Annotated in this window: 20 protein-coding genes and 1 pseudogene; 10 read left to right on the top strand and 11 right to left on the bottom strand. The window is 66.1% G+C overall.

Going from position 1 to position 24,896, the window contains the following annotated elements:
* Positions 1 to 52 precede the first annotated feature (52 nt).
* The 3 genes from UNPF46_RS21770 (at position 53) to UNPF46_RS21760 (ending at position 7,297) form a co-directional block, all read left to right on the top strand.
* Complete coding sequence (locus UNPF46_RS21770) at positions 53 to 2,983, top strand: ATP-binding protein (RefSeq protein ID WP_142251375.1); 2,931 nt, start codon at positions 53 to 55, stop codon at positions 2,981 to 2,983.
* Between the two features lie 76 nt (positions 2,984 to 3,059).
* Complete coding sequence (locus UNPF46_RS21765; RefSeq protein ID WP_283811679.1) at positions 3,060 to 4,730, top strand: thiamine pyrophosphate-requiring protein; 1,671 nt, start codon at positions 3,060 to 3,062, stop codon at positions 4,728 to 4,730.
* A gap of 86 nt (positions 4,731 to 4,816) precedes the next feature.
* The gene (locus UNPF46_RS21760) at positions 4,817 to 7,297 is read left to right on the top strand and encodes a GAF domain-containing sensor histidine kinase (RefSeq protein WP_181770046.1); all 2,481 of its coding nucleotides are present in this window, start codon (positions 4,817 to 4,819) and stop codon (positions 7,295 to 7,297) included.
* A gap of 4 nt (positions 7,298 to 7,301) precedes the next feature.
* Here UNPF46_RS21760 and UNPF46_RS21755 read toward each other — a convergent pair whose 3' ends face one another.
* On the bottom strand, positions 7,302 to 8,885 hold the full coding sequence (locus tag UNPF46_RS21755) for an MDR family MFS transporter (RefSeq protein WP_142251372.1): 1,584 nt from the start codon (positions 8,883 to 8,885) through the stop codon (positions 7,302 to 7,304).
* Positions 8,886 to 9,050: 165 nt separating this feature from the next.
* Positions 9,051 to 9,566: a YcgN family cysteine cluster protein gene (locus UNPF46_RS21750; protein ID WP_142251371.1), complete on the bottom strand. Its 516-nt coding sequence runs from the start codon at positions 9,564 to 9,566 to the stop codon at positions 9,051 to 9,053.
* Positions 9,567 to 9,860: 294 nt separating this feature from the next.
* On the opposite strand from UNPF46_RS21750, the gene UNPF46_RS21745 reads away from it, so the two are divergent.
* The 3 genes from UNPF46_RS21745 to UNPF46_RS21735 are packed head-to-tail and all read left to right on the top strand — an operon-like array spanning position 9,861 to position 13,315.
* Entirely contained in the window at positions 9,861 to 12,146 is a 2,286-nt protein-coding gene (locus UNPF46_RS21745; protein ID WP_100177662.1) for a transglycosylase domain-containing protein, read from the top strand.
* Between the two features lie 9 nt (positions 12,147 to 12,155).
* Positions 12,156 to 12,734, top strand: a complete 579-nt coding sequence (locus UNPF46_RS21740; protein ID WP_100177663.1) for a DUF1214 domain-containing protein — start codon at positions 12,156 to 12,158, stop codon at positions 12,732 to 12,734.
* Positions 12,731 to 13,315: a DUF1254 domain-containing protein gene (locus UNPF46_RS21735; RefSeq protein WP_142251370.1), complete on the top strand. Its 585-nt coding sequence runs from the start codon at positions 12,731 to 12,733 to the stop codon at positions 13,313 to 13,315. Before UNPF46_RS21740 ends, UNPF46_RS21735 begins: the two co-directional genes overlap by 4 nt.
* Positions 13,316 to 13,532: 217 nt before the next feature.
* Here UNPF46_RS21735 and glnQ read toward each other — a convergent pair.
* From glnQ to UNPF46_RS21710, 5 genes and pseudogenes are all read right to left on the bottom strand, one after another.
* Positions 13,533 to 13,613: pseudogene (glnQ, locus tag UNPF46_RS21730) on the bottom strand (glutamine ABC transporter ATP-binding protein GlnQ); the annotation flags it as partial.
* Between the two features lie 19 nt (positions 13,614 to 13,632).
* On the bottom strand, positions 13,633 to 14,544 hold the full coding sequence (locus UNPF46_RS21725) for a phosphatase PAP2 family protein (RefSeq protein WP_181770045.1): 912 nt from the start codon (positions 14,542 to 14,544) through the stop codon (positions 13,633 to 13,635).
* 274 nt (positions 14,545 to 14,818) lie between these two features.
* Entirely contained in the window at positions 14,819 to 15,097 is a 279-nt protein-coding gene (locus UNPF46_RS21720; protein ID WP_181770044.1) for a hypothetical protein, read from the bottom strand.
* Between the two features lie 101 nt (positions 15,098 to 15,198).
* A complete protein-coding gene (locus UNPF46_RS21715) occupies positions 15,199 to 15,624 on the bottom strand; it encodes a hypothetical protein (RefSeq protein ID WP_100177667.1) in 426 nt (141 codons plus the stop codon).
* A 242-nt stretch (positions 15,625 to 15,866) separates the two neighbouring features.
* Entirely contained in the window at positions 15,867 to 16,577 is a 711-nt protein-coding gene (locus UNPF46_RS21710; RefSeq protein ID WP_142251367.1) for a sulfite exporter TauE/SafE family protein, read from the bottom strand.
* Positions 16,578 to 16,852: 275 nt separating this feature from the next.
* Between UNPF46_RS21710 and UNPF46_RS21705 the strand changes: the two genes are divergently transcribed.
* Positions 16,853 to 17,236, top strand: coding sequence for a DUF2946 family protein (locus UNPF46_RS21705; RefSeq protein ID WP_142251366.1), 384 nt, complete (start codon positions 16,853 to 16,855; stop codon positions 17,234 to 17,236).
* A 177-nt stretch (positions 17,237 to 17,413) separates the two neighbouring features.
* Complete coding sequence (locus tag UNPF46_RS21700) at positions 17,414 to 19,705, top strand: TonB-dependent receptor (RefSeq protein ID WP_142251365.1); 2,292 nt, start codon at positions 17,414 to 17,416, stop codon at positions 19,703 to 19,705.
* 25 nt (positions 19,706 to 19,730) lie between these two features.
* On the opposite strand, the gene UNPF46_RS21695 is transcribed toward UNPF46_RS21700, so the two are convergent.
* The 4 genes from UNPF46_RS21695 to UNPF46_RS21680 are packed head-to-tail and all read right to left on the bottom strand — an operon-like array spanning position 19,731 to position 23,886.
* Entirely contained in the window at positions 19,731 to 20,918 is a 1,188-nt protein-coding gene (locus tag UNPF46_RS21695) for an MFS transporter (RefSeq protein ID WP_142251364.1), read from the bottom strand.
* Positions 20,919 to 20,973: 55 nt separating this feature from the next.
* Positions 20,974 to 22,161, bottom strand: a complete 1,188-nt coding sequence (locus tag UNPF46_RS21690) for an MFS transporter (protein ID WP_142251363.1) — start codon at positions 22,159 to 22,161, stop codon at positions 20,974 to 20,976.
* Positions 22,161 to 23,519 carry an NAD(P)-binding domain-containing protein gene (locus UNPF46_RS21685; protein ID WP_142251362.1) on the bottom strand — a complete coding sequence of 453 codons (1,359 nt, stop codon included), beginning with the start codon at positions 23,517 to 23,519 and terminating at the stop codon, positions 22,161 to 22,163. Before UNPF46_RS21685 ends, UNPF46_RS21690 begins: the two co-directional genes overlap by 1 nt.
* A 49-nt stretch (positions 23,520 to 23,568) precedes the next feature.
* Positions 23,569 to 23,886 carry an ArsR/SmtB family transcription factor gene (locus UNPF46_RS21680; protein WP_100177674.1) on the bottom strand — a complete coding sequence of 106 codons (318 nt, stop codon included), beginning with the start codon at positions 23,884 to 23,886 and terminating at the stop codon, positions 23,569 to 23,571.
* Positions 23,887 to 24,011: 125 nt separating this feature from the next.
* Here UNPF46_RS21680 and UNPF46_RS21675 point away from each other — a divergent pair, with 125 nt between their 5' ends.
* Positions 24,012 to 24,374, top strand: a complete 363-nt coding sequence (locus tag UNPF46_RS21675) for an ArsR/SmtB family transcription factor (RefSeq protein WP_142251361.1) — start codon at positions 24,012 to 24,014, stop codon at positions 24,372 to 24,374.
* Positions 24,367 to 24,894 (top strand): arsenate reductase ArsC, encoded by a 528-nt coding sequence (locus UNPF46_RS21670; RefSeq protein WP_142251360.1) that lies wholly within the window; start codon positions 24,367 to 24,369, stop codon positions 24,892 to 24,894. The genes UNPF46_RS21675 and UNPF46_RS21670 overlap by 8 nt, the downstream gene beginning before the upstream one ends.
* Positions 24,895 to 24,896: the final 2 nt, after the last annotated feature.

Raw genomic sequence — 24,896 nt, 5'->3', positions numbered from 1 at the left:
TACAGCGCATGATAATTTGCGGACGATCTGTTCGATCGATTGGCAATGAGCAATGCAGGCTGGCACCGAGACACGGCAACGGGGCACACGCCGACAGGAACTCACATACTGCTTCGGGCCATTTCGATTGGTTCCCCGCCGCCAACTGCTCCTTTTCGACGGGCGCCCCGTCAAATTGGGCGGGCGCGCATTCGAGCTCCTGCAGCTGCTGGTGCAGCGCCGCGGCGAACTGGTCAGCAAGACTGAGCTGATGGCGGCGGCCTGGCCGGGCACCTTCCTTCACGACAGCAATCTCAAGGTCAACATGTGGAGCTTGCGGCGTTCGCTGGGCGATACCCAGATCGAGCCCGTCTACATCGCGACCGTGGCGCGCCGCGGCTACAAGTTCATCGCAGAGGTGCAGACCAGCATCGGCGAGATCGAGGACGATCTCCCGCACGCCGGACCGGCTCCCTTGTCCAGGCCGCCCTCGTTGCGCGGCATCGTCGGCCGTCAAGCGGAAATCGTCGAAATCGCCGATCTGTTGGCCGACAACAGGCACGTGACCCTGGCCGGCACAGGAGGAATCGGCAAGACGACGGTTGCCGTTGCGGTCGCCCGGGCGTTTGCGCCACGGTGCCGCGACGGCGTCTGCTTCGTCGATCTCGCCACGATTTCCGATCCGACGTTGTTCGGCGCGGCGCTGGTGACGGCACTGGGCATCAGAGGCAATACGGACAATGGTCTTGCGGTGGCCCTCGATTATCTGAGGCCGCGGCAGATGCTGCTCATTCTCGACAATTGCGAGCATGTGCTGCCCGCCGCCACGATCTTCGCCGGCAGGTTCCTGAGTGACACATCGCCGTCCAGGCTGCTGGCGACGAGCCGGGAACCGCTCGGCACCGCCACCGAGCATGTCGTGCGGCTTGGCTCGCTGCCCTCACCCAAGCCCGGCCTCGCCCTCACCGTCGATCAGGCCGTCAGGTTTCCGGCAGTGCAGCTGTTCGTACGCCGCGCCGCCGAATGGTCGGACTACCGGTTCGTCGACGATGATTGCGAGGCCGTCGCCGCGATCTGCCACGCGCTCGGCGGCCTTCCGCTGGCCATTGAACTGGCGGCAGCCCAGATCGGCAGATTCAATCCTCGCGAACTGGTCGCGATGCTCGATCAGGAGCTGGGCTTTCGCGCCCCGAGCGCCGAGGGCACGCCGCCGCGCCATGAGACCCTGATGGCGACGATCGACTGGAGCTTCCGGCTCCTGTCGCAGAAGGAGGCCAGGCTGTTCGGCCTGCTGTCGGTGTTCAGCGACGCCTTTGCCGCCGAGGATGCGGTCTTCGTCGCGGAAGCGGCAGGGCTCACGCCGATCGACGTCGTCACCGGCCTCGGCAGTCTCGTCGCCAAATCGCTCCTGAGCGCGCAGGCCCGCGGAGCGCACCTTCGCTACCGGCTGCTCGACAGTACACGCCGCTATGCGGCCGAGCGCCGCCAGGCCGATCCGGCCTGCAGCCAGGCGCTGCGCCGCCATGCGGAGCGTGTGCTTGCGCTGTTCGAACAGTCCGAGGAGGAGTGGAACTGGCGCGAGCCGGCCGACTGGACACAGCGCTACCTTGGACGCATCGCGGATTTACGCGCAGCTCTTTCATGGGCCGTCGGCGAGGCAGGCGATCCCGTCCTCGGAATCAGGCTGACGGTTGCAGCGATCACCTTGTGGTCGGAAACCTTCATCCTGTCGGAAGCGCAAGCGCGGTTGGAGGACGCGCTCGCCTTGGCCAAGACCGTCGCGTGCGACGATCTGTCGAAGGCAAAGCTTGCCTGTGCCCTTGGATGGAGCCTGTTCTACGCCCGCAAGATGTCGAATGAGAACGAGATTGCTTGGCTCGATGCGATCGGCTTTGCAAGGCGCGCCGGCAACGTCGAGTACCGGCAGCGCACGCTGGTGGGCTTTGCCTTTTACCTGCTGCAGATCGGTCAGGTCCCGCGCGCCATAACCCATCTCGAGGAGGCCACCGCGCTGGCTGACCGGGACCCCGACCTGACGGCAACGTCCGAAGCCGATCGTGCGCTGGCCTGGGCCCACGCCTTCGCAGGTGAGTTGAGCAAGAGCCGCCCGGTGCTGGATCGTCTCGCGGCAACCTATTCGCTGGCGGCAGGCCGTTCGCGCAAGGATGCGAATGAGGTCTACCGGTTCATCACCGTCCGCTTCAACCTGCCCTTCGTGGCGTGGATGCAAGGGCAGCCCGACTACGCGGCGAGGCTGGCCCGCGACGCCGTCGATGCCGCGGACCGCAGCGGCCATTGGGTGTCGCAATCGAACGCACTCGGGCTTGCCGCACTTCCCGTCGCGCTCGAAACCGGAAATCTTGACGCGCTCGAGAACTTCACCGAACGGCTGCGACGCAACCTGGAACGTGAACGCATCTCGCGCTGGGTTCCGGTCGAGCGCTACTTCTCCGCCTGCCTTCGCGACCTGCGCGGCGATCCGCGCGCGGTGGAGGATATTCGCGCCGCGATCGACGAACTGATCGAATGCCGCTTCCTGATGCGGATCGGCAGCTATCTCGCGGTCCTGGCCCGCGCCTATCTGCGGCAGGGGCGGATCGCGGAGGCGCGCGAAGCCATCGCGCGGGCGATCGACCATCAGGAACGCCAGGGCGAGCGCTGGTGCCGCCCGGAACTACAGCGGATCGACGCAGCGGTCCTTCTTCACGCCGGCGAGCCGCTGCGGGCCGAAAAGCGGTTGCAGCAGGCGCTCGCCGAAGCCCGCACCATCGGCGCGATGACCTTCGCCTTGCGCATCTCCACCGACCTCGCCGCACACTGGATGGCGACCGACCGCAGGCCCAGGGCCGTTCGGCTGCTCGCTCCGATTTACGACGAGTTCGCCGAGGGCTTCGAGACGCCGGATCTGGTTGCCGCATCGCGCCTGTTGCAGCGCATGCGGCCGGCGCAGGGCGACTGCGGCCATTTCCGCTCGGCGGCGCCGGTGCACGCTCGCGGTGCATAGCAGGCCTACCGCCGCGCTCATCGCGCGCGCTTTACGCTTCCCGGGATTCCTGATCCTCTCTCCCCCAACCGGCCGGATCAACCGGCCAAGCCTCAGAGGGGAGAGAGACGCCATGAAGCTCGGCACCGCCATTGCGGAAATCATGCGACGCGAGGGGATCGAGATCCTTTGCGGCTATCCCGTCAACCATCTGATCGAGCACGCGGCCAAGGCCGAGATCCGCCCGGTGATGGTGCGGCAGGAGCGCGTCGGCATCCACATGGCGGATGCGATCTCTCGGGTGACGTCGGGACGCTCGATCGGCGCGTTCTGCATGCAGCATGGGCCCGGCGCGGAGAACGCGATGGGCGGCGTCGCGCAATGCTTCGGCGAATCCGTTCCCGTCCTGGTGCTGCCGATGGGCTACCAGCGCCGGCTGGCGCATATCGAGCCGAACTTCAATTCCAGCGAGGCGATGAAGCCGTTCGCGAAATCCTCCGAGCCGATCATCCTCGCGGCTGAAGTCGCCAACATCTTCCGCCGCGCCTTCACAAAACTGAAGAACGGCCGCGGCGGGCCTGTGATCGTCGAAATTCCCTCCGACATGTGGAACGAGGAGGTGCCGGAGCCGCTGAACTACACGCCGGTGCTGCGCACGCGTTATGGCGCCGACCCTGTTCACGTGAAGGAAGCAGCCAGCCTGCTCGTCAACTCCAAGCGTGCGGTGATCTATGCCGGCCAGGGCGTGCATTACGCGCAGGCCTGGCCGCAGTTGAAGCGGCTCGCGGAGCGGCTGGCGATTCCCGTCACCACCAGCCTCGGCGGAAAATCCGCGTTCCCGGAAACCCATCCGCTCTCGCTCGGCTCCGGCGGCCTTGCGGTGCCGCGCGCGGTGCCGAAATTCCTTACTGATGCCGACGTCATCTTCGGCATCGGCTGCTCGTTCACGGAAACGAACTTCGGCATCGCGATGCCGAAGGGCAAGACCATCATCCATTCCACGCTCGATCCCAATCATCTCAACAAGGACGTAGAAGCCAAGATCGGCCTCGTCGGCGATGCCGGCCTGGTGCTCGATGCGCTGCTGGAGGAGATCGGCAAGACCGTCACTGCGGATCGCGATGCCTCGGCGGTCGCTGCCGAGATCGCCGCCTCGCACAAGGAATGGCTGGCGAAATGGATGCCGAAGCTCACCAGCAACGACGCGCCGCTCAGCCCCTATCGCGTGCTGTGGGACCTGCAGCACACCGTCGACATCGACAACACCATCATCACGCATGATGCCGGCAGTCCGCGCGACCAGCTTTCGCCGTTCTGGAGGTCGACACAACCCCTCACCTATCTCGGCTGGGGCAAGACCACGCAACTCGGCTACGGCCTTGGGCTCGCGATGGGCGCCAAGCTCGCAAAGCCCGACAAGCTCTGCATCAATGTCTGGGGCGATGCGGCGATCGGCTTCACCGGCATGGATTTCGAGACCGCGGTGCGCGAGCGCATCCCGATCATGTCGATCCTGCTGAACAATTTCTCGATGGCGATCGAATTGAAGGTGATGCCGATCTCGACGGAGAAATATCGTTCCACCGATATTTCCGGCGACTACGCCGCCATGGCGCGCGCCTTCGGCGGCTATGGCGAACGGGTGGAGAGACCCGAAGACATCATCCCCGCGATCAGGCGCGGCATCCAGAAGACAAGGGAAGGCATCCCGGTGCTGCTGGAGTTCATCACCAGCAAGGAGACGGAAGTGTCGCGGCCGGGCACATGAGGCAAGTCGGGCGCTGGCTCCGGCCGCAGGGGATGTGATAATCCGGCCTGGTGCTGCGTCTGTCGTGGCATCGAGCCGGATTGCGAATGACCACCCCTCCGAAGACTATCGCCGATGAGCTCGCAGCCGAGAATGCGCGGCTGCGCAGCGAGCTCGCGATTGCGCGGGACCGCCAAAGCGCCAGCGCCGAGATCCTGCGTACCATCGCGGCCTCGCCCTCCGATGCCCGGCCGGTATTCGAGGCAATTGCGTCAAGTTCCAGGCGCCTGCTCGGCGGCTTCTCCGCCACCGTGCTCCGGTTCATCGGCGATGAGCTGCATCTCGTCGCCTACACGCCGACCAGCCCCGAGGCTGACGAAGGGCTCAAGGCCTCGTTCCCGCGCAAGATCTCGGAGTTTCCGACCTTTGCCCTGGTGCGCGGCGGCGAGACGATCCAGTTTCCCGACAGCGAGGCCGCTGACGTCCCGCAGCTGAACCGCGAGCTGGCGCGGCTGCGCGGCTTCCGCAGCGTGCTGTTCATGCCGCTGATGAACCGCGGCACGCCGGTCGGCATGATCAGCGTCACGCGCGCCGAGCCGGGCGCGTTCGCGGCCGATCTCGTCGAGCTGCTGCAGACCTTTGCCGACCAGGCCGTGATCGCGATCGAGAATGCACGCCTGTTCAACGAGACGAAAGAGACGCTGGAACGCCAGACCGCAACCGCCGACATCCTCAAGGTGATGGCGGCCTCGCCCTCCGACGTGCAGCCGGTGTTCGACGCCATCGCCGCCAACGCCAACCGGCTGATCGGCGGCTTCTCCACGGCGGTGCTGCGCTATGTCGACGGCGCGGCCCACCTTGCCGCCTTCACGCCGACCGATCCGGCCGGCGATCGGGTGCTGCAGGCCTCGTTCCCGGTCCCCTTCGCGCGCTTCCCGCCCTATCCGCTCGTGGCCAAGGGGGCCGCGGCGCAATTGCCCGACACCGAGCTGGAGCCGGCCGCGCGCGACATCGCGCGCGCCCGCGGCTATCGCAGCATGCTGTTCGCGCCCCTGATGAGCGAGGGCGAGGCGATCGGCCTCATCATCGCGACGCGCCGCGCGACCGGTGCGTTCGCCGACCATCACGTGCGGCTGCTGCAGACCTTCGCCGACCAGGCGGTGATCGCGATCAAGAATGTCAGCCTGTTCAACGCGACGCGGGAGGCGCTGGAGCGCCAGACCGCGACCGCCGACATCCTCAAGGTGATCGCCGCCTCGCCCGCCGACGTCACGCCGGTGTTCCAGGCCATTTCCGACAGCGCCAAGACGCTGATCGGCGGACATTCGTCCACCGTCACCCGCCTCAAGGACGGCATGCTGCACCTGGCCGCCTTCACCACCGACAACGAAGCCGGCAATGCCGATCTGCTCAGTTCGTTCCCCGCACCGCTGGCGTCGCCGGGGATTCACAGCCGGGTCGCTCTAAGCGGAGAATATGCCTTCCGCAGCGACATGCAGAACGAGCCTGATCTGACCGAGGCCATGAAGGAGCTGGCGCGCACCCGGGGCTATCGCAGCATCCTGGTGGTGCCGATGCTGCGCGACGGCATCGCGATCGGCACCATCGCGGTGACGCGACGAGAGGCCGGCCAATTCCCGGACAAGGCGATCAACCTGCTCAAGACCTTCGCCGACCAGGCCGTGATCGCGATCGAGAACACGCGCCTGTTCAACGAGGTGCAGGATCGCACGCGCGAGCTTGCGAAATCGCTCGACGATCTGCGCGCAGCGCAGGACCGGCTGGTCCAGACCGAAAAGCTCGCTTCCCTCGGCCAGCTCACCGCCGGCATCGCGCACGAGATCAAGAACCCGCTCAACTTCGTCAACAATTTTGCCTCGCTCTCGGCCGAATTGACCGACGAGCTGAACGAGGTGCTCGCACCCGCCGCCCTTGCTGACGATATCCGCAGCGAGGTCGACGAGCTCACGGGGCTCCTGAAGGACAATCTCGAAAAGGTCGTGCAGCACGGACGGCGCGCCGATTCCATCGTCAAGAACATGCTGCTGCATTCGCGCGAGGGCGGCGGCGAGCATCGGCTGAGCGACGTCAACGCGGTGGTCGAGGAAAGCCTCAACCTCGCCTATCACGGGGCGCGGGCCGAGACGCCGCAGTTCGACGTGACGCTCGAACGCGACTTCGATCCCGCGGCAGGCTCGGCCGATGTGTTTCCGCAGGAGATCACGCGGGTGCTGCTGAACCTGATCGGAAACGGCTTCTACGCCGTCACCAGGCGCAAGGCGGACAACGCGGCGGCCGGTTACGAGCCGGTCGTGACCGCCGCGACCCGCGACCGCGGCGATCACGTCGAAATCCGCATCCGCGACAACGGCACGGGCATCCCGGACGAGGTGAAGGAGAAGATGTTCAATCCGTTCTTCACCACCAAGCCGGCCGGCGAAGGCACCGGGCTCGGACTGTCGATGAGTCACGACATCGTGGTGAAGCAGCATGGCGGCACGATCGACGTCGCGACCACGCCTGGCGAGTTCACCGAATTCACCATTCTGCTTCCGCGGAGGAGCAGCTTCCCGGATGCTGCGGGCTAGCGCCCTACTCCGCCATCTCGACGGGCTGCTTCGCCGAGGGGCCGGCCAGCGGCCGCTCCTCCATCGCGATCAGGCACAGCGCGGCGGTGGTCATCAGCGCGGTGGCGGCGCCGAACACGTAGCGGAAGGCGTGCCGCATGTCCTCGGCGGGAATGGCGACGCTACCGGCGGCGTGGTGCTCGCCGGCGAGCGGAACGTCGATGCCGAGCGCGATGAGCAGGATCGCGGCGAAGGCGGCGACCGTGAACGAGGACATCAGCGAGCGGAAGAAGTTCATCGCGCCGGTGATGGTGCCGACTTGCGGGCGCGCGACCGAGTTCTGCAGCGAGACCACGCAGACCGGGAACGTGGTGCCGAGCCCGAGCGCGAACGCCGCCATCAGTGTGAGCAATCCCCACAGCGGCAAGGTGGTGAGCGTGAGGCCGAGGCCGCACAGCGCGGCCCAGGACGTGCCGATGATGGCGACGCGCTTGTAGTGTTTTGCCCGGGCCATGGTGCGGCCGGCGACGGCCGCGCCAACGGTCGAGACCGCGGCGAGCGGGATCAGCGCAAGCCCGGCCTCGCTTGCGCTCAAATGGTAGACCGACTCGTAATAGAGCGGCAGCTGCACGGTGAGGCCGGTGATCGCCCCGAGCCCGCAGCCGCCGGCGGTCAGCGCGAACGGCGCCACCGATCCCGTCAGCAAGGGCAGCGGCAGGAACGGCTCGTCGGCCCGCCGCGCGTGCCACACGAAGCTGACCGCGAGCGCGACGGCACCACCCACCATCGCCAGCACGGTCGGCGACAGCCAGGGATAGCGCGTGCCGCCCCAGGTCAGCACCAGCATGAAGACGACGGCGGAGGCCATCAGCAATACGCCGCCGAGCCAGTCGACCTTGCGCTTGCGGTGGAACACCGGGATCTTCTTCATCTTCGGCAGCAGCATCACGATGGCCGCAGCCGCGAGCGGCAGATTGATCCAGAAGATCATCGACCAGTGCAGATGCTCGGCGAACACGCCGCCGATGACGGGGCCGAGGATACCGCCGACCATCCAGACGCTGGAGAAATAGGCCTGGTACTGGCCGCGCTCGCGCGGAGAGACGACGTCGGAGATCACGGTCTGCACGACCGGCATGATGCCGCCGCCGCCGAGCCCCTGCAGGCCGCGCGCCAGGATCAGCATCGGCATGTTCGGCGCGATCGCGCACAGCACCGAGCCCGCGACGAACAGGCTGAGCGAGATGATGATCATGGCGCGGCGACCATAGATGTCGCTCAAGGTGCCGAACACCGGCGCGACCGCGGTCGAGGCGAGCAGATAGGCGGTGATGACCCAGGAGAGATTGGAGACGTCCTGGAACTGGCGCCCGATGGTCGGCAGCGCGGTCGCCACGATGGTCTGGTCGAGCGCCGCCAGGAACATCGTCAGCATCAGGCTGATGACGATGGTGCGGACCTCGTCCTGTGACAGCGGCGCCGGCGGCGTGATGGACGGGGCGTCATCGACGCTGATGACCTCGCTCGGCAGCCGGGACAGCTCCTCGGCAAGGTCGTCGGGCAAAGTCTGGATGTCGGCAGAACTGCTCCGCCGGTCGAACTTGTTCATCTCGCTCGGATGCCGTGTGGCGGCGCAACGCCGCGTAGGATTCGTTCTATGCAGTCCAATGTAGACAGCAAAGATCTTCCCAGGCAGGCACCGCGGCGCATGGGTGCATCCCGCCCCCGGGTCATCCCGAACCCGTGATCGTCGCCAGGACCTGACGGCGGCGGCTCAGTCCTTCGGACGTCGCTTCAGGCGGGCCCGTTTCGGCAGCTGCGCCGGCCATTGCACGATGTGGTTCTCGAGCTCCTCGTCCGGAATCTCCTCCTCGCTGCCCTCGACCCGGCCGCGCACGGAGACGCCGGCGTCATGCACGGTGTTGGGATCGCCGGAGACCAGGGGATGCCACCAATAGAGGTCGCGCCCCTCGGCAACGAGCTTGTAGCCGCAGCTCGGCGGCAGCCAGTTCAGGGTGCGGACATTGGCCGGCGTCAGGCGGACGCAATCCGGAACCTTGTCGGACCGATTCGGATAGTCCTTGCAGGCGCAGCTCGTCCCATCGAGCAATTTGCAGCCGATATGGGTGAAATAGATCTTCCCTGTATCCTCGTCCTCGAGCTTGTTCAGGCAGCAGCGCCCGCAGCCGTCGCACAGGCTTTCCCATTCGGCCGCCGACATCTCTTCCAACGTCTTGGTTTTCCAGAAGAATTCTTCCTGCGGGGAAGGTCGTTTGGGAGCTGCGGTCATGCGCCTCAACAAGGTTCAAAAGAGTGACGGCGACGCCATCTAGGCCGTAGCACCGGGATGCCGCAAGCAGGCGCCTTTCGAGGCCCGTAATGAACCGGGGTCAATTAGGCCTGTTGTTCAAAATCGCGAGCGTGACCATTGGTTTATGGACCCCGCTCGGCTAGAAGGAACATGAAGTCCCCCCTCGGATGCGAACCGGGCGCCTTGGGTTTGCCGCAACATTCCCGCAAGACGTTTCGGTGCCGCCCCGGCCGGGTGCTTGAACGCTGTCGAAGCGAGCCTCAAGGGTTCTAGGTGGTCCAGAATACACCATCCAACTGGAAGAGCCGCATCCGGAATTTCTTTCTGGACCTCGACGCGCGCATCGACTCCTCGCTGTTCTCCTCGGCCAAGGGCATCCGCGAGCTCTACGAGCGCTACTCGACCTTCATGGACCGGTTCTATGTCGGACGCTGGAAGCGCTGGGTGTTCATCGAGCCGCTGTCGGAAGCCGCAACCCTCGGCCTCGGCGGCCTCATCGTGATGCTCACGCTCGCCATCCCCGCCTTCCGCGAGACCGCGGACGAGGACTGGCTGAAGAAGTCCGACCTCGCGGTGACCTTCCTCGACCGCTACGGCAATCCGATCGGCAGCCGCGGCATCAAGCACAACGACTCGATCCCGCTGGAAGATTTTCCTGACGTGCTGATCAAGGCGACGCTGGCGACCGAAGACCGCCGCTTCTACGAGCATTTCGGCATCGACATCGCCGGCACCGCGCGCGCGCTCGTCACCAACGCGCAGGCCGGCGGCGTCCGCCAGGGCGGCTCCTCGATCACCCAGCAGCTCGCCAAGAACCTGTTCCTGAGCAACGAGCGCACCATCGAGCGCAAGGTCAACGAGGCCTTCCTCGCGGTCTGGCTGGAATGGCGCCTGACCAAGAACGAGATCCTCAAGCTGTATCTGGACCGCGCTTACATGGGCGGCGGCACCTTTGGCGTGGATGGAGCTGCGCATTTCTACTTCAACAAGTCGGCGCGCGACGTGACGCTGGCGGAAGCGGCGATGCTCGCCGGCCTGTTCAAGGCGCCGACCAAATACGCCCCCCACATCAACCTGCCCGCCGCCCGCGCCCGCGCCAACGTCGTGCTCGACAATCTCGTCGATGCCGGTTTCATGACCGAGGGCCAGGTGTTCGGTGCCCGCCGCAATCCGGCCTTCGCGGTCGACCGCCGCGACGAGGCTTCGCCGAACTATTATCTCGACTACGCCTTCGACGAGATGCGCAAGCTGGTCGACACTTTCCCGAAGTCGTACACCGAGCGCGTCTTCGTGGTGCGGCTTGCCATCGACACCAACGTGCAGAAGGCGGCGGAAGACGCGGTGGAGAACCAGCTGCGCCAGTTCGGCCGCGATTATCACGCGACGCAGGCGGCGACCGTGGTGTCCGATCTCGACGGCGGCATCCGCGCCATGGTCGGCGGCCGCGACTATGGCGCCAGCCAGTTCAACCGCGCCACCGACGCCTATCGCCAGCCGGGTTCGTCGTTCAAGCCGTACGTCTACACCACGGCGCTGCTGAACGGCTTCACCCCGAACTCGATCGTGGTCGATGGCCCGGTCTGCATCGGCAATTGGTGTCCGCAGAACTATGGCCATTCCTATTCCGGTTCGGTGACGCTGACGCAGGCGATCACGCGCTCGATCAACGTGGTGCCGGTGAAGCTGTCAATCGCGATCGGCCAGAAGAACGAGCCCAAGGCCTCGAACCCGGCCAAGGTGGGCCGCGCCAAGATCGTCGAGGTCGCGCGCCGCTTCGGCCTGAAGGCGCCGCTGCCCGACACGCCGTCGATGCCGATCGGCTCGGACGAGGTCACCGTGCTCGAGCACGCCGTGGCCTACGTGACCTTCCCCAACCGCGGCAAGTCCGTGACGCCGCACTCCGTGCTCGAGGTGCGTACCGGCGCGGGCGATCTCGTCTGGCGCTGGGACCGCGACGGTCCGAAGCCGAAGCAGGCCATCCCGCCCAACATCGCCGCCGACATGGCAGGCATGATGAGCCACGTCGTCAGCGAAGGCACCGCGCGCCGCGCCGCCCTCGACGGCATCCCGACCGCGGGCAAGACCGGCACGACCAATGCGTATCGCGACGCCTGGTTCGTCGGCTACACCGGCAATTTCAGCTGCGCGGTGTGGTACGGCAACGACGACTATTCGCCGACCAACCGCATGACCGGCGGCTCGCTGCCGGCGCAGACCTGGCACGACATCATGGTCGCGGCGCATCAGGGCGTCGAGGTCCGGGAAATTCCCGGCGTCGGCATGGGCCAGAAGCTGCCGCCGCAGCACGTGACCAACGCGCAGGCCAACGCGGCGCCGAAGGTGCTGGAGACCAAGCCGGGTCCGCCGCCGGTCCTGACCAAGCGCGGCGCCGACATCCTGGTGCGCGTCGAGAAGCTGCTCGACGACGCCGCCAAGACCGCGAACAAATCGGCTGACAACGACGGCAAGCCGGCCAAGCCCTCGTCGACGAGCGCGCTCGCCTTCCCGCAGAACTATGCGGAAGAGAATGCGAACGCAGCCGCCCCGCGCAAGAACTGATCGAAACCCGTGCGGCTGATCCTGATCACATTGACGGCGCTCCTGCTTGCGACGGTCGTGGGCGTCGGCGCGACCTGGATGACGACGACGCGCGGCACCGAGATCGGCGCGCTGACCATCGGCGCCTGGACCGCCCGTCCCCGCACCGGCACCGCCGACGTCGACCCCTATTCGCGCGCCACCATCGTGCGCAACGGCGAGCTGCCGATCGGCACCGGCGACGGCGTCGCCTTCACCGCGCGCGCCGACGACAAGAAGAAGCCGCTCGACGGCCGCTGCGACGTGATCGTCTCCGGCGTGACGCCGCCGGCGCGGTTCTGGACGCTGACGCTGTACGACCGCAAGGGCCATCTCGTCGCCAATTCGCTGCAGCGCTACGGCTTCACCAGCCAGGAGATCGTGCGCCAGTCCGACGGCTCGTTCGAGATCCGCATCGCCTCGCGCTCGCGTGCCGGCAACTGGCTGCCGACCGGCGGCATCGAGCGCTACACCTTGATGCTGCGCCTCTACGACACCCCGGTCGGCGTCGCCACGCGCACCCAGCGCGATGCGCCGATGCCCTCCATCTCGACGGTGGGCTGCTCATGATCCGCCTGGCGTTCACCATCGTTGCCGGGATCGTGCTGGGCCTCGTCGTCCATCTGGTCAGCGTGCTGGCACTGCCGCGGATCGCGACGCAGGACGCCTATTCGCGCCTGACGCCGATGACGAAGGTGAACGGCGTCACCCAGCTTCCCCTCGCCGATCCCCAGACGTCGCCGATGCCGTTCATGGATCCGGCCTTTGCGCTGGCGATCTGCCGCTATGACCTCACGGGCGGACCGATCAAGCTCACGGTCCCGGTGAGCCAGGCCTACACCTCGGTGTCGTTCTATACCCGCAACGAGATCGCCTATTACGCCATCAACGACCGCTCCGCAGGCCGCAAGGTGATCGAGCTCGATTTGATGACGGAGGCGCAGCACAACGAGCTGCCCGAGGACGAAGAGGTCACCGCGGCCGACCGCCTGATCATCGACTCGCCCAGCACCACCGGCCTGATCGTGATGAAGGCGCTCGCCCCCGAGCCCGGCCTGATGCCGCAGGCGCAGGCGACGCTGGCCGCCGCGAGCTGCGGCCCGCAGACCGAGCCGCCCGCCAAGGCCGAAGCGCCGCGCGGCCGGCGCTGAGCGGATATTTAGGCGAGCTCAATACAAAAACTGAAAAACAACCCCATGCACAGTAGCGGGGGTGTTGAAATCATTGCCTCTTCGAGAGCGCCAGGAAGCTGTCGCCGCGACGACACCGCTTTGACCCGTCCGGGCAAAACAGCGGCATGCTGGCATGGTGCCGAAGATCGTCGTTCTCAATTAATGAATGATCTCGGCCAGGAAATCCCGCGCCCGCTCCGTCCCGCGCGAGGTCGACCATGATGTCGAGCACCTCCTTGACCATCCCGGGGGCGAGCGCGGAGGTCGGCTCGTCGAATGCGCGCGGCCGGGCAACTTCAAACGACTTCGGATTTCGCGGGCACGGGATAAGCCCGGCCCGACGAGACATCGTCACCTCGGACCGAGAATTTACCGAGGGCGCGCCATTCCGTGGCGTAGATGCTAAGCGCGGCCAGAGCGACGCCTGCAAATACGTCGACGAAGTAGTGTCCGCCGATCAAGGGGGTTGCGATGAGCATGCCGCCGTTGAGGATCAAGGCTGCCGGGCGCAGCCACCAGACGGCCCAAAATCCCCACAGCGCGAGGATGGCCGCGGCGGCGTGGAAGCTGGGGAACGTGACGATTCCGGAAATCTGGGAGATCTGGAGAATGCGAAGCGAGCCGTCGCGGGCGAGCGGCAGGCGTTCGAGCTGGATGAGATAGCCCATCGCCTTGAAGTCTTGGGTATCGGCCGGCAACCCGTATTGCTGATACGTGCCGATGGCAGGCACCAGTGCCGACACGAGCGCGGTGACGCACACGGTCAGGGTGCAGGCCAGGACGAAGCGCTGCAGCCGCATGTAATTGCCGGTCAATCCGAGAACGATGGGAACGGTGAGCGTCGGCGACAGAATCATCGCGTAGAAGAAGACGGCGTATTGCAGAAGCCACGGCCGGGCGACAAAGAAATTGTAATAGGCGGGCCAGTCGAGCCCGAGGAGATTATCGAGATAGGCGAGGTTTGCGTCCTGCAGGGGAAGACTGGCCGATGCTGCGATGTAGGTCAGCGGAGCCCCGAACAGTCCGACGACCGTCAGCTGCGCGATGGAGATGAGGATGAAGGCCGAACGCGCTCCCCATGCCCGCGAGATCAGGTAGCGGCTGGAGATGACGAGACAGGCCGTCACGACCAAGCTCGTCACGAGCTCGACTTCGATGGCCACCGAGAAGCGTGATATTGCGAGAGTTCCCGCGAACAGCGCGCCCATGGCCGCCAGCGGGATCCAGCTGGCTTGATGAAGCCGCCAGCTCTCGCGCCGGTCATCCGCTTCCGCCATTGCAATCCACCCGCATAGCCGCTTTCGCGAAGGTTGTTCTTACGACGTGTTTCTATCGGTTGTAACAACCCGGATGTACGCGCGCACGAGTTAAGGACGATTGAATGCGCTTGGTCGACTTGAATCCAATTGAAGGAAATCTCGGGGAAAGATCGGATGCCGCTGCGTCTCATGCGCGGCATCGTCGCCCGACCTCTCGCGGACGTCAGCGCGCGAACTTGAAGTGAGCGAACGCCGCCGAAGCGACCGTCAGCAATGCCGCAGCGATCCAGATCGGCACCAGCACGAAGATGGCGATCGCACCCTGCCCACAGTCACCGCACCCGAACCCAAACAGGATGGGAAAGAGACAGAGCAGGATGACGACGGAAAATCCGGTACCGAGCCAAACACCTCTCGCGCCCCATCGCGCGCCAAAGAGCCATGGCACGGCGGGAAAGCCGAAGGACAGACCGGCCAGGAGATTCACCAGAACGTCGAACATGATCTCGACCCGATCGCGAGCACCGCTCTTGGTCGGCAGCACGCGGCGAATGGTTCAAACTGATGCGATGGCACGCGCGCCCTCGTCATCGCCGCGCCGCCCTAACGCTCCTCGGTCGGATGCACCCATTTGTAGGGCGTGATGCTGCGCGTCGCCGTCAGCTTGATCATGTGGACGGGCGGCGCGGACCGTCCCTTTCGGCACGACCGGCACTTCAGCGAGGCCTCCAGCTTCCAGATCGGCGTATCACGCGGCCGGCGGATCGCATCGAGCGGCAGGCTCGCGCGCGTCTTGCACCTGTTGCACTCGACCTCGAGCCAGCCCATGCCGCCGTTGAGGCATTGGGCGATCGTCGGCGACGGCTGCGAGGGGCCGCCGTAACCTTCCATGCGGACCGACCAGGCTTCGGCTTCGGCGCGGTCGGCCTCGCGGACCGCCTTCTTCGCCTCCTCGCGCGCATGCTTGGCCGAAATTTCCGCACCGAGAATTCGGCCGCTCCAGATGACCTCGCGTGATTTGGTGCTCATGCCGCCATCAAAGCGAGGGCGAGCAGCGTTGGCAAATTATCGATAGCTGGTGGGCTGCATCTGCAATTCGATACTTCCGGTCGTGGGTGTGGAAAACTGACGCCGCAGTTCCCCCTGGCGAAGCCGCGCACGAACGGCCGACGTTCGAGCGCTATCCACCGCAGCCATAGCGGCGGATCGAGTCACCCCGCCATTGCAGGCGACACTGCAGCGGCCGACGATCGAAGACGTCGGCAAGCCGGTCAGGTTCGGCACCACACGGCCAAGGTCGAAGGCGACACGCCGGCGCTGACGATCCCCACTGCGATGATGGCGAGCGCGACCGTGTTTCTCAGCCATCCCGCGGTCGCACGGCGCCGCAGCAACGGAAGTCCCAACCCGGCACCGAGCAGGACCGGAAGGGTGCCGAGACCGAATCCGCTCATCGCCAACGCGCCGCCGAGCGACGAGCCGGACAGCATGGCGTAGAACAACGCCGCGTAGACCATGGAACAGGGCAGAAAGCCCCAGACCGCACCGCTGACGAACAGCCCTAGCGTCGGCGGTAGATTCGTCGCACGCGCGGCCGTGCCGATCCTGGCGCTGACGGCCGCGGCCAGCCGCGACAGCCACGCCGGGAGCGACAGCACTTCGAGCATCGAAAGTCCGATCCAGGCGAGAGCCGCGGCCGCGCCCCAACGCAGGATCGCATGGGCGAATGCGTGGTCGAACGATCCGAACACGCTCGATCCGATCGCGCCCACCGTGGCGCCTGCCAGCATGTAGGCCGAGATGCGTCCCGCGTTGATCAGAACCGTCGCCGTCAACAGACCCCGCCGCGGCCGGTTCGAGCCGAAGTCGGCGGCGAAGTGCAAGGAGGAAGCAATGCCGGCACACATGCCGAAGCAATGCAGGCTGGAGGAAAGGCCGAGCAGAAGCCCCGCGACGAACAATGGCTGGTCGAAATCGAACATTGCGGACGCAATTCATCCGAATTCGTCTCTGAAGGCATTGCGCCAGGTCAAAGTCCCCCTGCGTGCCGTCAATCGTGGACCAGCAGCTCCTTCGTTCCGATCGCCAGCGATCCGAAGGCGAAGGCCACCGGGATGAGGCTGCGAAGCCAAGCCAAGTGCCTCACGCGACCCGACGTGTTCGCGCGGCAACACCAGACACCCATCGACCGCGCCAGTCTCCTCCGGATTTGACTCGCTTTCCTCGTGTGGTAGGTGTGCCATCGGGGTACAGGTGAATGACACGGCTCGCTTTCAAGCGACGGATCGGCTGGGGCGCTGCGTTCGTTGCAGCCTATGCTCTCGTCTTCAACGTCATCCTGTCCAGCATCCTCGTTGCGAGCGTATCTCCCACGGCCGCCGCGGCGGCTCATGAGCTGTGCATCAGCGGCGACAACACGGATGCAGCACGAACCGACGCGGACAAGACCAGCGGCAAGACCGCCGTGCATTGCCCGCTCTGCGCGGCGCACCATATCTCCGGTGCCCTGCCACCGCCTCACCCCACATTGGCTGGTCGCATTCCGCTGACGGCGAGTGCGGTCTATTCCTTCCGGCAGCGCATCATCGCCTACGCATGGTCGTTCGATCATCTGTCGCGTGGACCTCCTGCCCTGATCTGAAATTGCGCCAGGACGGCGCAGACGTTCGCCCGTCCGGTTCCTGCCCGCGTCCGCCTTAGGGCGCGCGCGGGGGCGTTCGATCATTGCTCATTTCCGACATCATCGGCAGGGCCGCCAGCGCGCGCCCCGCTTCCCGTCATGCGCCGGCGTGATCGCTGGCCTCGCAAAGAAACGCTCATGTCCAACACATCAACCAGCCTGCGCCAGTCCATCCAGGCCGCGACGACGGCGCTCATCTCACCTGCCTTGCTCGGCGTGGCGTCGCTGCTGCCGCCCTTCGTCACAACGGCTTCCGCGCAATCGGCGGAGCGGCTGCCGCCGGTGACGGTCAATCCTGCGCAACAGCGCAAACGAAAGCCGCGTGCCGTCGTCACGGCCGCCCCGCCCGCCGCGACGCGAAGCGGAAGCACTGCGGCACCCGACCAGAGCGCAAGCTCGCCGCCGGCGTCGGTCACCCTGCCGCCAACGGCAGGCTTCGACCGCGGCCTGTCGTCGAGCGATTCCGCCTCGCTCGTCACCGACCTGCCCGGCGGCGCGGCGTGGGGAGCCGGCGGCGTGTCGAGCCTGCCCGCGATCAACGGATTTGGCGCAGACCGGCTGCAGGTCGCGATCAATTCGATGTTGATCAGCCCGGCCTGCCCGAACGAAATGAATCCGCCACTGTCGTTCGTCAATCCGGCGATGATCGCGAAGATGCGGGCCTATCTCGGCGTCGGGCCGGTATCGGTCGGCGGCGACTATATCGGCAGCCGCATCGACGTCACGACCGCGCCGCCGGCCTTCGTGCCGGCACAGGCCGGATGGGTGACCAGCACGCAACTGTCGAGCTTCTTCCGCAGCAACGGCAACGCCTATGGTGTCGACGCCACCGCGACCACGGCCAACCACGACACCAGCATCACCTACACCGGCGGCTGGGTCCGTGCCGGCGATTACAGGGCCGGTGATGGGACGACCGTCAAGTCGACGCTCTACGAGACGCAGAACCATGCGATCAGCGTCTCGAAGCAGACGTTCGGAAATCTCTTCACGTTCCAGGTCGGCGGACAGTTCATTCCGTACCAGGGCTATGTCAACCAGTACATGGACATGGTCTACAACCGCGGCCTCTATGCGAACGGCCGCTACGAAGGCGTGTTCGACTGGGGCAAGTTCGAGGCCAGCGCCTTCGTGCACCAGATCCGGCACACCATGGGCTTCATCGCGCCCGACAAGGTGGCCGACATGCCGATGGATACCAAGGGCCTCGACGGCGGTTACGCGCTGAAGGCGACCGTGGCGCTGTCAGGCCACGACCTGCTGCGGATCGGCAACGAATTGGCGCTGAACCGGCTCGACGATTGGTGGAGCCCGGTGGCGGGGTCGATGATGATGAGCCCGAACAGTTTCATCAACATCAACGGCGGGACGCGCGACCGCGTCGGCACCTTCGTCGAGTGGGAACGGCACTGGGACCGGCAGTGGACCTCGATCGTCGGCCTGCGCAACGACGTCGTGTGGATGAACACCGGCAATGTGCAGGGCTACAACGCCATGGACTACGGCGCCGACGCGGCCGCGTTCAACGCGGTCGATCACGCCCGCACCGACGTTCATGTCGACGGCTCCGCCCTCCTCCGTTACGAGCCGAACGACATGAGCCAGTACGAATTCGGCTTTGCCCGCAAGACCCGCTCGCCGAATCTCTATGAGCGCTACGCCTGGTCCACCAATGCGATGGCGATGCAGATGATCGGCTGGTTCGGCGACGGCAACGGCTATGTCGGCAATCTCGATCTTGCACCGGAGAAGGCTCACACGATCAGCCTCACGGCCGGATGGCACGATCCCGCGCAGCGGGTCTGGGACGTCAAGGTCACGCCCTATGCCAGCTACGTGCAGGACTATATCGACGTCGATCGCTGCGCGACCGCAAGCTGCCTCGCGAGCAATCCCGCCAACCTGACCGCCAACACCGGCTTCGTCTACCTCCGCTTCGCCAACCACGACGCGACGCTCTACGGCGTCAATGTCGAGGGGCGGCTGACCGTGTGGGACAATCCGGTTCACGGCCAGGGACAGCTTCGCGGCCTGATCGGCTATGTCCGCGGCCAGCGCACCGACGGCGTGGACCTCTACCACATGATGCCTGTCAACGCGAAGCTCGCGCTCGACCATCGCCTCGGCAGCTGGACCAACAGCGTCGAGCTGCAGCTGGTCGGATCGAAGGACCAGGTCAGCCGGGTCCACAACGAGCTGACGACACCGTCCTACGCGCTGGTCAATCTGCGCACCGGCTATCAGTGGCAGCACGTGCGGCTGGATCTCGGCATCGACAATTTGTTCAACCAGAACTACTACCTGCCGCTCGGCGGCGCCGATCTGGTCGACTACAAGGTGGTCTCGATGATGGGCTCTTCGGCCGCCTACGGCTACAACGTCAAGGGACAGGGCCGTTCGTTCAACGCGCGGCTGGGGATCAGCTTCTGAACACGCCGGACGTCACGCGGCGACGTCATCGCGTCCGCCGCGCGACGCCCTCGGCACCGGCTCGCCGCGCCCACAGCAGCGCCAACGGCCCCAGCGCGATTCCGGCCGCGAGCACCATGAACACCAGGAGCCATCCGCCCGCACTCTGCGGTCCTCCGGCGATGTCGAGCGCGACGCCGGTGCCCCACGCGCCGGCGGCCGACAGTCCAAATCCAACCGTGGAATGCAGGGCCAGCGTCGCACCGCGATGCTCGGAGACGGCCGCAGCCGACATGCCGGCAGTCAACGCGCCGGAATCAGCCGGCACCGTCAGGCCGTAGATCATCAAGAGCAGTGCCAGCACCCAGGCCGGGGCCGTTGCGTTGAGGCCGATCACCAGCGCAACGCAGGCCGAGGCGATCATCACCACCGTGATCGCACAATGCCGTCCGAATTTCAGCGCGGCCTCGTTGCCGAGGATGCTGGCGGGCATCGAGATCACCGCGAAGCAGAAGCTCATCAGCACGGGCGTCATCCAGGACGGCCCGCCCTGATGCGCGACGACGAAGGTCCAGAACCCGACCAGCCAGGTACGAATGCCGTAGAGCTCGAAGCAGTGCGCGCCGTAACCGAGGATGTAGCCGAGCGCCTCCCGATTGGCGAAGACGGGCGCGAAGTTCAACAGCCGTCCTGCCTTGGGCGCGGGCCGCTGCCCCTGCATCAGAAGACACGCGGCGACCATTGCGACGGGGCCGAAGCCGGTCACGAGAAAAGCGGCGCGCCAACCCCAGCGGTCCGCGACCAGTTGCGCTACCAGGAACGAGACACCGACACCGACCGAGAAGCTCGACGTGTACAGCGTCACCGCCCGCGAGGTGTCGCCGGCGGGAAGCCGGTCCGTCAGCGCCTTCAGGCCCGGCATGTAGGCGCCGGCAAATCCGAGCCCCGCAATGGACCAGATCGCAGTCCCCGACCAGAAGCCTTGCGCGAAGACGCCGAATGCGATGGTGGCGAGTCCGCTCAATATCGAGCCCCAGAGCAGGACGAGGCGCGCATCGATGCGGTCGGTCAAGGTCGTCAGCACGGGCACCGCGAGCATGTAGCCGAACGCATAGCCGCTCGCCATCAGCCCGCCTTCGGCCGCCGAGAGTCCCCAGGCCGGCATCAGGTGCTGCGCGAGGTTCGCGGACAGCGTCACATGCGGCAGCAGATTGCCGACCTGACCGATGCACATCACCGCAATCAGCGATCGACCACTCAGGCTTCGAATGCTCCCCTCCCGTCAGTCCCTATCTCGTCTCGTCTGCGCGTAGCAACAGAAGCGCGAAGAACGCGGAGATCGAGAATAGCGCGCTGATCCACAGCGCGCTGCTGCCAAAATGCTCCACCATCACCCCGAGCGCGAGTGGCGCGAGCGCGCCCGTGGCCCGCGAAGGCAGTGAGATCATGCCGACACGCCTGCCGAAGCCCGCCGGCCCGAACAGCGCCAGCGGAAGCGTGCCGCGGGCAATGGTAATGATGCCGTTGCCTGCGCCATACAGCACCGTGAAGGTCGATGCGAGGAAGGGGCCGCCCGCGACCAGGGCAACCACACCGATCGGATTCATCAGCATGGCAAGCCGTGCCGACAGCAGTGGATGAAACCGGCCGAGCCATCCTGCTTCCAGCAGGCGGGCACCGACCTGCGCGGGCCCGACCAGGGCACCTGCGAACAGAGCCTGCGCCGGCGTCGCGCCGAACGCAACCAGCATGGTCGGCAGAATTGCAGAGACGCCCGAGCTGACGAAGCTTGCTGCCGCGAACATGTAGGCCAGCAGCACCATCGCGAACGTCTCGCTCTGTCGTCCGGATCTTTGCCCCGCGAGCGGATCCGCTTGGGGCTGCAGGTCCAACGGAACGGCGCGCGGCAGCGACAGATTGAGCGGCAGCGCCAGACAGACATGGATCGCCGCCCACACCTGGCAGGCCACGCGCCAGTCATACGCTGAGGCCAGCCACGTCGTCAGGGGCCAGCCGAGGGTGCTTGCGAAACCCGCGAGCAGGGTGATGCCGGTGATGCTTCGTCGCGCGTTGCTGCCGTGGATGCGGGCGAGCGTCGCGAAGGCCGCTTCATAAAGGCCCATGCCCATGCCGATCCCGAGCAGCCCCCAGGCTGCAATCAGCACCACCACGCCGTGAGCCACGGACAGGAGGAGCAAGCCTGCCACGAAGACGAGGTTCGAGACGGCAAGCAAGCCGCGCCCTCCGAACGTATCGATGGCATGCCCCACGCGCGGGCCGAGCAGACCGGAGATGACGAGCGCTCCGGAGAGCGCCCCGAAGACATAAGTCGGCGCGAGACCGAGTTCACGCGCAATCGGCGCCGCCAGGATAGCAGGGAGATAGTAGCTCGACGCCCACGCAATGGTCTGCGCAGTTCCGAGCGCGAGGACAATGGCGAGCGGACCCGCCAACCGGCCCGCTGGGACCGGCGTCATCAGCAGCCGCCCCCCACACGACCCGCCTTCTTGGCCGTCTCATCGGCGGCACAGCAGGCGGATGGTTCCTCTTTCGCCGGACCGCCGCAGCATCCGATATCCGCCGCCTCGACGCCGCCGCGCGTGCAGACGCCGGTCTCGGGCAGCGCGAGCTCGACGCGGGCCGCAGCGGCCTTGTCGCCGGCGATGTCGGCGGCGATGGAGCGAACCTGCTCGTATCCGGTCATCATCAGGAAGGTCGGCGCGCGGCCATAGGACTTCATGCCGGCGAGATAGAAGCCCGGCTCGTCATGCGCGAGCTCGCGCGCGCCGTGCGGCCGGACTGTGCCGCAGCTATGTTCGTTGGGATCGATCAGCGGCGCGAGCGCGACCGGAGCCTCGATCGCCGGATCGAGCCGCAGCCGCAGCTCGGACAGGAAGGAGAGATCGGGACGGAAGCCGGTCGAGACGACCAGCTCGTCCGCCACCACGCTGCGCGAGCCTGCGGAAACGCCGAGGCGGCCCTCGGAGTCCGAGAGATGCGTCACGCCAAATCCGGTCTCGACCTTGATCTTGCCGGCGGCCACGAGCGCGGCGAAGGCGGAGCCCAGCGCGCCGCGCGCGGCCAGCTTGTCGTTGCGGCCGCCGCCGAACGCCTTGGCCGGATCGTCGCCACGCAGCAGCCAGATCGCCTGCGTGCCGGGCACCTCGCCCGCAAGCTGCGCGAGATCGATCAGGGTGCCCACCGCGGAATGGCCGGCCCCCAGCACGGCAACGGTCTTGCCGGCATAGCGGGCGCGATCGGCGCCGCGCACATCCGGCATGCCATAGGCGATGCGGCCCGCGCGCTCGCGTTCGCCGATCGCAGGCAAGCCGTTGCTGCCGGCGGGATTTGGCGTGAACCACGTGCCTGACGCGTCGACCACGGCATCCGCGCGCAACACCTCGAGCCCCTTGCCGTTCTGATAGCGGATCTCGAACGGCGCCTGCTCCCTGCCCTTGGTCTTCGCCTTGTCGAGGCCGGCGCGGCTGATCGCCGTGACCCGGCTCGACGTGCGGATCGCCTCACGCAATGCCGTGCGTGTCGCGAGCGGTGCGAGATAGCGCTCGATCAGCTCGCCGCCGGTCGGATAGGAATGAGGGTCCGGCGAATTCCATCCCGTCGGCGCGAGCAGGCGCGATGCCGCCTTGTCGACATTGTATTCCCACGGCGAGAACAGCTGGACATGCTGCCACTGACGGACCGCATGCGCGGCTTCAGGGCCGGCCTCGAGCACGATCGGAGACATGCCGCGTTCGAGCACGTGCGCAGCCGCGGCGAGGCCGACCGGCCCGGCTCCGATGATGGCGACCGTCTTGGCAACCGTCTTGGCGTTCATTCCGACTTCTCCCATACTTCCAGAACAATCGAATAATTCCGCAAAAAAATCACGCCGCCGTTTGCGCGCCCTTGCATCCGGCTTCGTCGGCACAGCATTCCGCCGCCAGAAAGGCGACCAGCCCCCGCATCGCATCGAAATTCGCGTGGCAGATCAGCGTCGTCGATTCCCGGACCTGGCTGACCAGCCCGACCGCAACCAGGGCCTTGATGTGATGCGACAGCGTGGACGCCGGGATCTTCAGCTTCTCCTGCAGGCGGCCGACAGGCATGCCGGCGTGTCCGGCCCGGACCAGGGCGCGATAGATCTGGAGCCGGGTGCGGTTACCCAGGGCCTCCAGACGTTGAGCTGCGTCGTCGATCTTCATGACGCCACGGTGCCCTGCTTGCCGCTCCCTGTCAAACCATATTTCTAGAATCTTCGAATTATGGAATGAAAGAGCCGATGAGATTCATATTGACGCCGCCGCCATAAATCCATAAATCTGGATATATGGAAACAGAAGACGCCGTCCTCGCCCTCGCCGCGTTGGCCCAGCCGACCCGCCTGGAAGCATTCCGGACGCTGGTCGGGCACGTGCCCGGCGGCCTTGCCGCCGGCGACCTCGCCCGGCTGCTCGAAGTGCCGCAAAACACCCTCTCCGCGCATCTGGCGATCCTGAGCCGGGCGCGCCTCGTCTCCTCCGAGCGGCACAGCCGCTCGGTCGTCTACCGGGCCAATCTCGACGAATTCCGCGACGTCGCGCTGTTCCTGCTGCGCGATTGCTGCGGCGGACGGCCGGAGGTCTGCAATCCCGTCGTCGAGACGCTGCAATCCTGCTGCTCGCCGAAACGCAAGGAGCGAAGCCGTGCCTGACCAGATCTACAATGTGCTGTTCCTTTGTACCGGCAATTCGGCGCGGTCGATCCTGGCCGAGTCGATCCTGTGGAAGGACGGCGCCGGCCGCTTTCGGGCGTTTTCCGCCGGCAGCACGCCGAAAGGCGCGGTGCATCCGCTGGCGCTGCGCACGCTGCAGGCGATGGATTACCCGATCGACGGCATGCGCTCGAAGAGCTGGCTGGAGTTCGCCGCGCCTGATGCGCCGGTGATGGATTTCGTCTTCACCGTCTGCGACAACGCCGCAGGCGAAGCATGCCCGATCTGGCCCGGCCAGCCGATGACGGCGCATTGGGGCATCGAGGATCCTGCCGCGGCAGAGGGATCGCAACTGGAACAGCAGGCGGCGTTCGTCACCGCGTTCCGCTATCTCAAAAATCGGATCGACACCTTCGTGAATCTGCCGCTGAGAAGCATCGACAAGCTGTCGCTCGGCACCAGGCTGCGCGAGATCGGCCGCTCCGACGGCGCAACATCCGGCAGAAACGACGTGGCGTGACC

The sequence above is a fragment of the Bradyrhizobium sp. UNPF46 genome (genome assembly GCF_006658625.1).
Lineage (GTDB): Bacteria > Pseudomonadota > Alphaproteobacteria > Rhizobiales > Xanthobacteraceae > Bradyrhizobium > Bradyrhizobium nitroreducens.
This window is presented reverse-complemented; position numbering and strand designations above follow the sequence as displayed.

Bases quoted from the DNA above. Each gene is read 5' to 3' on its own strand.
- UNPF46_RS21690 (WP_142251363.1), bottom strand. From the start codon at position 22,161: ATGACGCCGGTCCCAGCGGGCCGGTTGGCGGGTCCGCTCGCCATTGTC.
- UNPF46_RS21750 (WP_142251371.1), bottom strand. From the start codon at position 9,566: ATGACCGCAGCTCCCAAACGACCTTCCCCGCAGGAAGAATTCTTCTGG.
- UNPF46_RS21735 (WP_142251370.1), top strand. From the start codon at position 12,731: ATGATCCGCCTGGCGTTCACCATCGTTGCCGGGATCGTGCTGGGCCTC.
- UNPF46_RS21685 (WP_142251362.1), bottom strand. From the start codon at position 23,519: ATGAACGCCAAGACGGTTGCCAAGACGGTCGCCATCATCGGAGCCGGG.
- UNPF46_RS21760 (WP_181770046.1), top strand. From the start codon at position 4,817: ATGACCACCCCTCCGAAGACTATCGCCGATGAGCTCGCAGCCGAGAAT.
- UNPF46_RS21715 (WP_100177667.1), bottom strand. From the start codon at position 15,624: ATGAGCACCAAATCACGCGAGGTCATCTGGAGCGGCCGAATTCTCGGT.
- UNPF46_RS21755 (WP_142251372.1), bottom strand. From the start codon at position 8,885: ATGAACAAGTTCGACCGGCGGAGCAGTTCTGCCGACATCCAGACTTTG.
- UNPF46_RS21725 (WP_181770045.1), bottom strand. From the start codon at position 14,544: ATGGGCGCGCTGTTCGCGGGAACTCTCGCAATATCACGCTTCTCGGTG.
- UNPF46_RS21720 (WP_181770044.1), bottom strand. From the start codon at position 15,097: ATGTTCGACGTTCTGGTGAATCTCCTGGCCGGTCTGTCCTTCGGCTTT.
- UNPF46_RS21675 (WP_142251361.1), top strand. From the start codon at position 24,012: ATGGAAACAGAAGACGCCGTCCTCGCCCTCGCCGCGTTGGCCCAGCCG.
- UNPF46_RS21680 (WP_100177674.1), bottom strand. From the start codon at position 23,886: ATGAAGATCGACGACGCAGCTCAACGTCTGGAGGCCCTGGGTAACCGC.
- UNPF46_RS21710 (WP_142251367.1), bottom strand. From the start codon at position 16,577: ATGTTCGATTTCGACCAGCCATTGTTCGTCGCGGGGCTTCTGCTCGGC.
- UNPF46_RS21770 (WP_142251375.1), top strand. From the start codon at position 53: ATGCAGGCTGGCACCGAGACACGGCAACGGGGCACACGCCGACAGGAA.
- UNPF46_RS21695 (WP_142251364.1), bottom strand. From the start codon at position 20,918: ATGTGCATCGGTCAGGTCGGCAATCTGCTGCCGCATGTGACGCTGTCC.
- UNPF46_RS21700 (WP_142251365.1), top strand. From the start codon at position 17,414: ATGTCCAACACATCAACCAGCCTGCGCCAGTCCATCCAGGCCGCGACG.
- UNPF46_RS21705 (WP_142251366.1), top strand. From the start codon at position 16,853: ATGACACGGCTCGCTTTCAAGCGACGGATCGGCTGGGGCGCTGCGTTC.